A 7,929-nucleotide genomic window follows, 5' to 3' on the forward strand; every position below is an offset into this window, starting at 1 on the left:
CCTCTTCAGTGCTCATCGTTTCAGGCAAGGATGCGAGACGCGCAGGTCTTCGCGCGCAGGGCCTCGACTCCTAGCATCGGTGCATGTCATCCGCGCCTGCAGGCCGCCGCCATTCCGTCGGCGGGCCGACGCAGCCGCCTTACAAGGAACGTCATGAGCGCCCCCATTTCCCGTGTTTTCCTGATCACCGGCGTGAGCTCCGGTTTCGGCCAGGCCCTGGCTTCGGCCGCGCTGGCCGCCGGCCACACCGTCGTCGGCACGGTGCGCAACGACGCCGCGCGCACAGCCTTCGAATCGCATGCCAGCGGCCGGGCGCACGGCCTGCGGCTCGACGTGACCGACTTCGAGGCCATCGCGCCGGCGGTGGCGGCGATCGTGCAGCGCGTCGGCCCCATCGACGTGCTGGTCAACAACGCGGGGTACGGCCACGAGGGCGTGCTGGAAGAATCCCGGCTCGACGCGATGCGGCACCAGTTCGACGTCAACGTCTTCGGTGCGGTGGCGATGATCAAGGCGGTGCTGCCCACGATGCGCGAACGCCGCACGGGCCACATCCTCAACATCACCTCGATGGGGGGCTTCATCACGATGCCGGGCATCGCTTACTACTGCGGCAGCAAGTTCGCGCTCGAGGGCATCTCCGAGGTGCTGGCGCAGGAGGTCAAGGGCTTCGGCGTCAAGGTCACGGCGGTGGCGCCGGGCTCCTTCCGTACCGATTGGGCCGGCCGCTCGATGGTGCGCGCCGAGCGCAGCATCGCCGACTACGACGCGCTGATGGACCCGATCCGCGCGGCCCGGCAGGCCAAGAGCGGCCAGCAGGCCGGCGACCCGGCCAGGGCCGCGCAGGTGCTGCTGGACCTGGTCGAGCAACGCGATCCCCCGGCGCACCTGTTGCTGGGCACCGACTCGCTCGCGCTGGTGCGGGCCAAGCTCGGCACGATGGCCGCGGAGATCACGCGCTGGGAAGGGGTGTCGGCCTCGACCGACTTCGCTTGAACCTGCGCCTCAGGCCGTCGGCACCGTCCCGCCGTCGATCACGTATTCGGCACCGGTGATCGCGGCGGCGCGTGAGGACACGAGGAAGCCGACCAGTTCGGCCACTTCCTCCGGCCGCGCCGGGCGGCCCAGCGGGATGCCGCCGAGCGAGGCCATCAGCGCCTGCTTCGCGCCTTCGTAGTCGGTGCCGCCCTTGCGCGCGATCTCGTTGACCAGTCCGACCGCGGCCTCGGTCTCGACCCAGCCCGGCGACACGCGCACCACGCGCACGCCCTGGGGACCGACTTCCTTCGACAGGCTCTTGCTGTAGGTCGAGAGCGCCGCCTTGGCCGCAGCGTAGGCGGTGGTGGCTTCGTGCAAGGGCAGTTGCCGCTGGATCGAGGTGACGTGCACGATCACGCCGCTGCGTTGCGCCAGCAGGCCGGGCAGCAGCGCGCGGTCGAGGCGCACCGCAGGCATCAGGTTCTGGTCGAGCGCCTGCTGCCATTCGCGGTCGTCGAGCACCGCGAAGCCGCCGGCCGGGGCGGACGAGCCGCCCACCCCATGCACCACGATGTCGACGCCGCCGAGCTGCGCCTGCACGGCCGCGGCCACGGTGGCGCAGCCGTCGGCGCTGGACACATCGGCTTCGACGAAGCGCACGCCCTCGGGGAGCGCGCCGGCCGGCGGCCGCTGGCGCGCGGTGGTCAGCACCGTGGCACCGGCACGCGCCAGATGGGCCACGACGGCCTGGCCGATGCCCTTGCTGCCGCCGGTGACCAGGGCACGGCGGCCCTGGAGATCGTTGCCGAACGAGGAAGAGGAGAGGGGAGAAGAGGGCGTCATGCGGGGGCGCTTTCAAGGCTGGATGGCAAGGCCTCGATGCTCGCGATACCCTCGTGCCATGACAAGAACGCACCTCGAAGTAAGCGCTCCGGAAAAGGGCAAGCAACGGCCCCACTACACGCCGCTGTCGGCCGCCATCGACGTCGAGGCGGCGCTCGGGCTGCTCGAAGGGCGATGGAAGCTGGTCATCCTGTTCCAGCTGTTCGACGGGAAGGTGCAGCGCTTCTCCGACCTCGAGAAACGCATCGATGGCATCTCGCAGAAGATGCTGGCCCAGCAACTGCGCCAGCTCGAGGCCGATGGCCTGGTCGAGCGCACGGCCTACGACGAACTGCCGCCGCGCGTCGACTACCGCCTCACGCCCTGGGGCCAGGCGCTGTGCCCGGCGCTCGATGCGATCCTGGTGTGGGCCGAGGCGCGGGAGGCGTCAGCCGGCTGAAGCCAGTGCCAGCACCATCGACACCTCCGCCACCCCGCCCCCCGGCAGCGAGGCGACGCCGATGGTGGTGCGCGCGGGCAGCGGCGCGTCGGGGAAGGCGCGCTGCAGCACGGCCGAGGCGGCGTTCATCACGGCGGCGTGCTGCGTGAAGTCGGCGCTGGCCTGCAGGTAGCCGGTGAGCGTGACCACCTTGCTCACCGCGGCCAGGCTGCCGAATTCGTCTTCCACGGCGCGCAGGATCGCGCCGACCGCAGCCACCACGGCGGCTTCGCCGCGTGCCACGTCCTCGGGGCCGGCCAGCATGCCGGTGATCGGCTTGCCTTCGTGGCGTCCGACCACGCCGCTGGAATGCAGCAGGCCGCCGGCCTGGGAAAAACTGGCGTAGAGGCCCGCGGGCCGGGCACGTTCAATGGCTGTCATGGCTTTCTTTCGAAGAAGGGGATGGCATCGCCCGGGCCTCGCCGCGCAGCCAGCAGCCTTCCGTGGTCGCGGTGGCCGCCGGCAGCCGCACGAAGATGGCCGAGGGCGAACCCATGGCCTCGCCCTGGCGCACGGTCACGAGTGTCGCAGCCTCGCCGACCCGCCCCGCCTCGCGCAGGCCCCAGGCCAGCGCCGCGGCCGCGATGCCGGTGGCGGCGTCCTCGGGGTAGCCCGAGGACTTGGGGAACTGGCGCGCGCTGACCGTGGCCTCGGCACCGTCTGCCACCGCATAGGGATAGAGGCCGGTCGAGCCCAGGCGCTCGCACAGCGCCTCGACGGCGGTGAAATCGGGCCGCAGCGCATGCAGCGTCTCGACGCTTGCAAGCCGCACCAGGGTCTTGACCCGGCTGGTCGATGCGTTGAGCACAGTCCCGAGGATCTGTGCGGGCGCGATGCGCAGGCAGCGCGCGATCTCGTCGCGCAGCACCTCGCCCACGGCCTGCACCGTGGCACGCGGCTGGCTGATCTCGACCAGGCCGTCGACATGGCGGCCGTGCACCGTGCCGCTCAGGGTCTCGACGGTGGTGGGCCGGCCGCTCCAGTGGCCGTCGCGGTGCAGCAGCCACAGTGCGCCGAGGGTGGCGTGGCCGCACATCTCCATCTCGTGGCGCGGCACGAAGTAGCGCATGCGCCAGTCATGCGCCGCGGGGTCGGACGCGCGCAGCACGAAGACCGACTCGTGGCCGCTGGCGCGGGTGCGCTCCTGCATCTGGGCGGTCGAGAGTCCGTCGGCCGCGAGCCACACCGGGGCCGGGTTGCCGCCGCGCTCGCTGCCGGGGCTGGGGAAGACGCGAATCAGTTCCATGGCTCAGTCCGCCTTGGCGTTGACGGAACGCGCGATGCCGCCCCACAGCGCGATGTCGGCCTTGATCTGCGCGGCGAACTGCGCCGGGCTCAGCGTGAGCGGCGCCACGCCCTTGGCCAGCATGTCGGCGCGCAGCGCGCGGTCCTGCAGTGCGCGGTCGAGGGCGGTGCGCACGCGCAGCACCAGCTCGGCGGGCGTGGCGGCCGGCGCCATCAGGCCATACCAGAGCGCGGGCTTGAAGTCCTTCACGCCGCTGGCCTCGAAGGTCGGCAGGTCTTGGAACACGGCTGAGGGCTCGCTGATGGCCAGCGCACGCATGCGGCCGGCGCGCACCTGCGGCACCAGCGCGGTCGGGTTGTCGAACAGCACCTGGATCTGGCCGCCCATCAGGTCCGACTGCGCAGGCGCGGCGCCGCGGTAGGGGATGTGCGTCATCTCGATGCCGGTGCGCTGCTTGAACAGCTCGGCCGCCAAGTGGCTGGAGGTGCCGTTGCCGATGCTGCCGTAGTTGAGCGCGCCTGGATGCCTCTTCGCATGGGCGATGAATTCGGCCAGGGTGCGCACCGGCAGCGCGGGCGTCACGACCAGCACGAAGGGCGTGCTGCCAATGGTGCCCACGGGCGTCAGGTCGGCCAGCGGGTCGTAGGGCAGCTTGGGGTAGACGGCCTGGGCCGACGCGATGGTGGTGGTGGTCGCGGCCACCAGCGTGTAGCCGTCGGCCGGCGCCTTGGCGCCGTAGCCCGTACCCACCGTGCCGCCCGCACCCGCGCGGTTGTCGATGATCACCGGCACGCCGAGTTCGGCCTGCAGCCGCACCTGCACCGAGCGGAAGATCACGTCGGTGCCGCCGCCGGCGGGAAAGGGCACGACGATGGTGACCGGCTTGGCCGGGTAGGGTGTGGCCGACCAGGCGATGGCCGGGCCGAGCAGGGCGGCGGCCGTGGCGGCGAGCCAGGTCCGGCGAAGGGTTCTCGAGGTCATTGCATGTTCCTTGCATGTGCGATGCGACGGCTTCCGATTCTGTCGAGCGCAGCACGGCGCATGCACCCGATCGCGACGCCAGCACAGCCAATTGCGACAATCCCATGACCATGCAACGCCCGCCACCGTCCGCGCCGCCACCGCCGATGTCGCTCTTCGCCGAAGGGGTGGCCCGGCGCGCGACGATGGTCGCCAACACGCGCGAGGGCTATGCGACCCCGCTGCATGCGCACGATTGCGACATGCTCTTCGTACCGGTCGCGGGCCGCTTCGATGTGGTCGATGCACGCGGCGAGGCGATGCAGTCCGCGCCCGGTGATTTCGTGTGGTTCGCCGCCGGCGCCGCCCATGCGACCGCCGCGCAGACGCTGCGCCAGACCCACGTCGCGGTCTACATCGATCCCGATTTCTGGAGCACGGCCCTGCGTGCGAACGGCGTGCAGCGGCCGCCGCAAGGCATGCGCGCGGGCAGCGCCGCACTCGCCATGCTGTCGCAGAAGATGCTGGAAGTGGCCCGCGCCGGCGCGGGCGCCGACAGCGACAACGGCGCGGTGTACTGCGGCGCGTTGATCATGGAAGCCGCGCGCCTGAGCGCCAATCCGCTGCTGCAGGAACGGCGCACGCCCGCGCGCATGGTGGCGCAGGCGCTGGCCGACGCCATCGTTGCAGACCTGTCGCAGGCGCTGCCGCTCGAGGCCTTCGCGCTGCGGCATCGGCTGTCGCGGCGCCAGGTCGAACGCAGCTTCCGCGCCGAGTTCGGCATGTCGCCGCTGGCCTTCCAACAGGTCCAGCGCGCCGACCGTGCACGCTACCTGCTCGCCACCACATCGGACTCGGTGCTGTCGGTCGCGCAGCAGGTGGGCTGGGAATCCGGGTCCTATCTGGCCCGCGTGCTGCAGAAGACCTGGGCACTGACGGCGGCGGAGATCCGGAACGCGGCGCTGCCGCGTCCCTGAACGCAAAAAGGCCCCGCGCAGCGGGGCCCTTGCTCGTTGGTGCGGCGCCGCGGCCGGTGATACCGGCGCGCGGCGGCGGACTTACAGACTCACTTCGGTGATCTTGGCGCCCGAGATCGACACGCCGGCCTCCAGGCCCACGTTGGTCAGCACGAAGCCGACCACCGGCTGGCGGATGGTGTTGGTGTCGACTGCACCGTTGGCACCGATGTTGGCGACGGCCACGGTGGCATCGGCGCCGGCGGTCCAGCCCTTGCTCGCGCGGAACTTGGCCAGCGCGTCCTGGGTGTTGAACAGGTAGATCACGGCCTTGGATTGCGCGCCGGCCTGGAAGCCGATCGAACCCGCCGTCGTGCTGTAGTAGGCCTGGGTGCGGCCACCGGTGCGCAGCGAACCGCGGCCGTATTCGGCACCGACGCCGAAGCTGGCGCCGACCACGGCCGGGAAGACCAGCACGCCGGCCGACTTGGCGACCATCTCGCGCGAACCCGGCACGGTGTCGTACAGCTTCGACAGCGACGCGTCGACCTGGGCGTCGATCGAGGCGCGCGAAGAGGTCTTGGTGCCGGTGTCACCGGGACGGGTCGTGGTGCAGCCGACGAAGGCCACGCTGCAGGCGGCGATCGCGGCGGTGGTGACGAGGGTGCGGAGCGTGAAGCTTTTTTGCATGGTTCGAATTCCTTGTATGAATCGGGCCTGCCGGTCCCGCATCTGCGGCGGGAAATCAAGCGGCCCGGACGGATGCTAAGTCGGCTGGCAGGGCGAAAAACGCACTGAGGGAGACGGCCTACGCGAAGTCGGGCGGTTTGGGAGCCCGGTCGCGGGCGATCCGTCTTCCTGTGGAAAACCCTGATCGATTTTCAGTCAATTGCCTGAATGTCGGACATATCGAATGACTGAAACGAGGTCGTGGCGTGTGGCGTCCAATGAAAAGTCGTTTGCAATCAAGTGTTTCCGGGTTGGCACGACATGTGCAATATTCAGTCATTCAAACCAGGAGACATCCACCATGAACCGTCGCCACCTCGTCGCTCTGGCCGCCTTGGCCACTTGCACCGCCGCCCTCACGGCGCATGCGCAGTCCAACGAAATCCGCATCGCCCACGTCTACAGCAAGACCGGCGCCCTCGAGGCCTACGGCAAGCAGACGCAGACCGGCCTGATGATGGGCCTGGACTACGCCACCGGCGGCACCATGATGGTCAACGGCAAGAAGCTGGTCGTGATCGAGAAGGACGACCAGGGCAAGCCCGACCTCGGCAAGTCGCTGCTGGCCGCCGCGTATTCCGACGACAAGGCCGCGCTGGCCGTCGGCCCGACCGCTTCGGGCGTGGCGCTGGCCATGCTGCCGGTGGCCGAGGAGTACAAGAAGATCCTGATCGTCGAGCCCGCAGTGGCCGACTCGATCACCGGCGACAAGTGGAACAAGTACATCTTCCGCACCGGCCGCAACAGCTCGCAGGACGCGATCTCCAACGCGGTCGCGGTCGACAAGGCCGGCGTCACGGTCGCCACGCTGGCCCAGGACAACGCCTTCGGCCGCGACGGCGTGAAGGCCTTTGCCGGCGCGCTCAAGAAGGCCAAGCTGGCGCACGAGGAATACCTGCCGCCCGCCACCACCGACTTCACCGCCGGTGCGCAGCGCCTGATCGACAAGCTCAAGGACGTGCCCGGCCGCAAGATCATCTGGATCGTCTGGGCCGGCGCCGGCAACCCGTTCAAGATCGTCGACCTCGACCTCAAGCGCTACGGCATCGAGATCGCCACCGGCGGCAACATCCTGCCGGCCATGGCCGCCTACAAGAGCCTGCCAGGCATGGAAGGTGCGGCCTACTACTACTTCGGCATCCCGAAGAACCCGGTCAACGAGGCGCTGGTCTCGGCCCACTACAAGCAGTTCAAGACGCCGCCGGACTTCTTCACGGCTGGTGGCTTCTCGGCCGCGATGGCGGTGGTGACGGCGCTCAAGAAGACCAACGGCGACACCAGCACCAACAAGCTCATCAGCACCATGGAAGGCATGAGCTTCGACACGCCCAAGGGCAAGATGACCTTCCGCAAGGAAGACCACCAGGCGATGCAGTCGATGTACCACTTCAAGATCAAGGTCGACCCGGCCTTCGCCTGGGGCGTGCCGGAGCTGGTGCACGAGATCAAGCCCGAAGAGATGGACATCCCGATCAAGAACAAGCGCTGATCGGTCTTTCTCCCTCCCCCGCTGGGGGAGGGAGAAAGACCGATCAGCGCTTGTTCTTGATCGGGATGTCCATCTCTTCGGGCTTGATCTCGTGCACCAGCTCCGGCACGCCCCAGGCGAAGGCCGGGTCGACCTTGATCTTGAAGTGGTACATCGACTGCATCGCCTGGTGGTCTTCCTTGCGGAAGGTCATCTTGCCCTTGGGCGTGTCGAAGCTCATGCCTTCCATGGTGCTGATGAGCTTGTTGGT

The 7,929-nt window shown here is 69.3% G+C and carries 9 protein-coding genes and 1 pseudogene; 4 read left to right on the plus strand and 6 right to left on the minus strand.

Annotated elements, in window-relative coordinates:
- Positions 1 to 153: 153 nt before the first annotated feature.
- Positions 154 to 996: an oxidoreductase gene (locus A9977_RS16790; protein WP_183025987.1), complete on the plus strand. Its 843-nt coding sequence runs from the start codon at positions 154 to 156 to the stop codon at positions 994 to 996.
- A gap of 9 nt (positions 997 to 1,005) precedes the next feature.
- Here A9977_RS16790 and A9977_RS16795 read toward each other — a convergent pair whose 3' ends face one another.
- A complete protein-coding gene (locus tag A9977_RS16795; protein ID WP_183025988.1) occupies positions 1,006 to 1,821 on the minus strand; it encodes an SDR family oxidoreductase in 816 nt (271 codons plus the stop codon).
- A gap of 58 nt (positions 1,822 to 1,879) precedes the next feature.
- Here A9977_RS16795 and A9977_RS16800 point away from each other — a divergent pair, with 58 nt between their 5' ends.
- On the plus strand, positions 1,880 to 2,260 hold the full coding sequence (locus tag A9977_RS16800; protein ID WP_183025989.1) for a helix-turn-helix domain-containing protein: 381 nt from the start codon (positions 1,880 to 1,882) through the stop codon (positions 2,258 to 2,260).
- On the opposite strand, the gene A9977_RS16805 is transcribed toward A9977_RS16800, so the two are convergent.
- From A9977_RS16805 to A9977_RS16815, 3 genes are read right to left on the minus strand one after another with little or no spacing between them, the layout of a single operon-like run.
- Positions 2,249 to 2,680 carry a RidA family protein gene (locus A9977_RS16805; protein WP_183025990.1) on the minus strand — a complete coding sequence of 144 codons (432 nt, stop codon included), beginning with the start codon at positions 2,678 to 2,680 and terminating at the stop codon, positions 2,249 to 2,251. The two genes, A9977_RS16800 and A9977_RS16805, sit on opposite strands and share 12 nt — an antisense overlap.
- Positions 2,667 to 3,545, minus strand: coding sequence for a PhzF family phenazine biosynthesis protein (locus tag A9977_RS16810; RefSeq protein WP_183025991.1), 879 nt, complete (start codon positions 3,543 to 3,545; stop codon positions 2,667 to 2,669). Before A9977_RS16810 ends, A9977_RS16805 begins: the two co-directional genes overlap by 14 nt.
- A 3-nt stretch (positions 3,546 to 3,548) precedes the next feature.
- On the minus strand, positions 3,549 to 4,526 hold the full coding sequence (locus tag A9977_RS16815) for a tripartite tricarboxylate transporter substrate binding protein (protein WP_183025992.1): 978 nt from the start codon (positions 4,524 to 4,526) through the stop codon (positions 3,549 to 3,551).
- A gap of 104 nt (positions 4,527 to 4,630) precedes the next feature.
- On the opposite strand from A9977_RS16815, the gene A9977_RS16820 reads away from it, so the two are divergent.
- Complete coding sequence (locus A9977_RS16820) at positions 4,631 to 5,482, plus strand: AraC family transcriptional regulator (protein WP_183025993.1); 852 nt, start codon at positions 4,631 to 4,633, stop codon at positions 5,480 to 5,482.
- 81 nt (positions 5,483 to 5,563) lie between these two features.
- Here A9977_RS16820 and A9977_RS16825 read toward each other — a convergent pair whose 3' ends face one another.
- Positions 5,564 to 6,151: a YSC84-related protein gene (locus A9977_RS16825; RefSeq protein ID WP_183025994.1), complete on the minus strand. Its 588-nt coding sequence runs from the start codon at positions 6,149 to 6,151 to the stop codon at positions 5,564 to 5,566.
- A gap of 340 nt (positions 6,152 to 6,491) precedes the next feature.
- On the opposite strand from A9977_RS16825, the gene A9977_RS16830 reads away from it, so the two are divergent.
- A complete protein-coding gene (locus A9977_RS16830; RefSeq protein WP_183025995.1) occupies positions 6,492 to 7,679 on the plus strand; it encodes a substrate-binding domain-containing protein in 1,188 nt (395 codons plus the stop codon).
- A gap of 43 nt (positions 7,680 to 7,722) precedes the next feature.
- Here A9977_RS16830 and A9977_RS16835 read toward each other — a convergent pair.
- Positions 7,723 to 7,929: pseudogene (locus A9977_RS16835) on the minus strand (ABC transporter permease); the annotation flags it as partial.

This window comes from Variovorax sp. UMC13, from assembly GCF_014170375.1.
Lineage (GTDB): Bacteria > Pseudomonadota > Gammaproteobacteria > Burkholderiales > Burkholderiaceae_C > Variovorax.